The 2,763-nt window shown below is 39.6% G+C and carries 2 protein-coding genes and 1 pseudogene; all 3 read right to left on the bottom strand.

Translation table 11 applies throughout. The features are described 5' to 3' along the window. Positions 1 to 155 (bottom strand): annotated as a pseudogene (locus Q0F90_RS09250) (phospho-N-acetylmuramoyl-pentapeptide-transferase); the annotation flags it as partial. 58 nt (positions 156 to 213) lie between these two features. Further along, positions 214 to 1,572 (bottom strand): UDP-N-acetylmuramoyl-tripeptide--D-alanyl-D-alanine ligase, encoded by a 1,359-nt coding sequence (gene murF, locus Q0F90_RS08640; RefSeq protein ID WP_296004788.1) that lies wholly within the window; start codon positions 1,570 to 1,572, stop codon positions 214 to 216. A 1-nt stretch (position 1,573) separates the two neighbouring features. Continuing rightward, a partial coding sequence (locus Q0F90_RS08635) for a UDP-N-acetylmuramoyl-L-alanyl-D-glutamate--2,6-diaminopimelate ligase (protein ID WP_296004786.1) occupies positions 1,574 to 2,763 on the bottom strand: 1,190 nt, incomplete at its 5' end.

Raw genomic sequence — 2,763 nt, 5'->3', positions numbered from 1 at the left:
GTCGGTGTACCAGCTTTTGCTTGATGGCTTTCAGGACCTTCTTCACGAATACTTTGTTGTGCGTGCAAAGAGCGCAACATAGGAATACCGATTTTACCTAGCACCACAGTAATGATAAAGGTCACTACAAAGGCTAATAGAATATGATATATCATATGAATCCTCTACTTACTAATAAACAGATGACGGCTAGATACAACTAGCCGTTATCTTTTATTCTCGATCTTTTAATTCTTCAACAACGCGCTCCATTCGCAAACCACGGGAACCTTTTACAAGGATAACATCCCCTTTTTCACGAATATCGCTATAAGCATTGGCCATTTCTAAATGGCTATTACATCGGAATGTAGTTAAGCCTGCTTTTTTCGCTTCTTTAGCTATGAAAGCAGCTGCATCACCGAAGGTGAATACTACACTATAGCCCTCTTCAGCCAATAATTGACCAATTTCACGATGTGCTTCCTCAGAGAAATCACCAAGTTCAAGCATATCCCCAAGCATGGCAATTTTACGTTTCCCTTCTAATTGACCTAGAGCTTTGATTGCTTCAGCCATAGAGGAAGGATTTGCATTATATGCGTCATTTAGGATAACAATATCTTCAAATGGTACGATTTCTTGACGCATTGGAGTGCCTGTAAACTCGCTTAAACCTTTACGGATTGTATTGGATTTAATCCCCAACACACGGCCTGCTACGATAGCTGCCAACGCATCATATACATTGTGTTCACCAATCATAGGCAGGAAGATATCGAATACTTCATCATAACATTTACATGTAAATTTAATGCCGTCTTTTTTATAGCGCAAATGACTGCCAATGCATGTAGCATTACGTTCGATACCATAAGTAATAGTCTTACCTTTAGCAAGGCTATCCATTGCTTTTACATAAGGATCATCTTCATTCAGAATCGCTACACTATTCTCTGGTAAGCAACGAATCAACTCACCTTTTGCTTCAGCAATGGCTTCACGAGAGCCTAGTAGCTCGATATGGCTTGTACCAACATTGGTAATAATACCCATAGTTGGTTCCGCAATTAATGCGAGTTCTTCAATTTGACCAAGTCCACGCATACCCATTTCAACAACACAAGCTTCGTGCTCTGCGGTTAAACGCAACAATGTTTTTGGCAAACCAATTTCATTGTTAAAGTTTTTTTCTGTTTTTAAAACGTTAAATTCTGTACCTAATACAGCAGCCACCATTTCCTTTGTCGTAGTTTTACCAGAGGAACCAGTAATAGCTACTACAGGAATATCAAAACGGCGACGATGATAGCGTGCCAAGTTTTGGTATGCAACCAAGGTATTTTCTACTTCGATACAAGCAATACCTTCTACGGCGCGACCTTTTTCTACGATAGCACCTGTAGCGCCCTTTTCCATAGCCGTATTGATAAAATCATGACCATCAAAGGTATCACCCTTTAAGGCTACAAATAAAAAGCCTGATTCAATAGTTCTTGTATCAGTAGACACATCTAAAAACTTAATATTGTCGGTATGTGTACTCGTCCCACCAGTGGCTTCTACCACTTGAGACAATGTAAATTCTGCCATATTAGATCTCCTTGAGGGCTGCTCGCGCCTCTTCACGATCATCGAAATGAATCGTTTTATCCTTTAAGATTTGGTAATCCTCATGCCCCTTACCTGCAATCAATACAATATCCCCAGGTTTTGCATTTTGTATTGCATGTTGAATCGCTTCCCGACGATCAACGATAACTTCATAGTGAGAGCCTTCACGAAGACCTTCTTTAACGCCTGCCTCTACATCTTTCACAATTTGTACAGGATCCTCGGTACGAGGGTTGTCAGATGTAACGTACACCACATCGCCATATTGTGCAGCAATGCGGCCCATAATAGGACGTTTAGTAGCGTCGCGGTCACCACCACAACCAAAGACTACAATAATGCGATTTTCTTGAATAGCCTTTGCAGTTTGTAAAATATTTTCTAAACCATCTGGTGTATGTGCATAATCTACAACAACAGCAAATGGTTGACCTTCTTCAATTAATTCAAAGCGACCAGGTACAGCGCTAAATGTTTTTAAGGCTTTATCGATATCTTCCATAGAGATACCTTCTAACAAACAAGCACCGATTGCTGCTAATGTGTTATACACATTAAACAGACCTGTCGTATTCATAGCCACCGTATAGTCACGACCATCATAAGATACGGTGTAACGGCTAGATTTAGGCGTCATATCAACATCATGAGCATTCAATGTACCATTCCCATCAATACTATAGGTAATGATAGGCGCTTTAGTTTTTTCAACAACTCGATGGCCATAGGCATCATCGATATTGATGATGGCACCCTTACCAGATTTAGTTTGGTTAGTTTCACTAACTTGTTCAAATAATTTACATTTTGCTTCCAAATAATTTTCAAAGGTTTTGTGAAAGTCTAAATGATCTTGCGTCAAGTTAGTAAATACAGCTGTATCATATTCAACACCAGATACACGACCTAGTGCTAAGGCATGAGAGGAAACCTCCATTACACAATGTGTAACACCTTCCTCCACCATTTGATGAAGAATATGTTGTAAATCTACTACGTCAGGTGTCGTATTATGAATAGGATATGATGTATCACCAATCATAATATGAACAGTGCCAATAACACCTACTTTATGTCCTTGAGCTTTCAAAATATGACGAATCATATGGCTCGTTGTCGTTTTACCATTAGTACCAGTAACGCCAATCATGCGCATGGAATTTGCTGGAT

This window comes from uncultured Veillonella sp. (assembly GCF_934190855.1).
Classification (GTDB): Bacteria; Bacillota; Negativicutes; order Veillonellales; family Veillonellaceae; genus Veillonella.
Note: the sequence above shows the minus strand (reverse complement) of the source record. Positions and strands in the feature narration are given on the sequence as shown.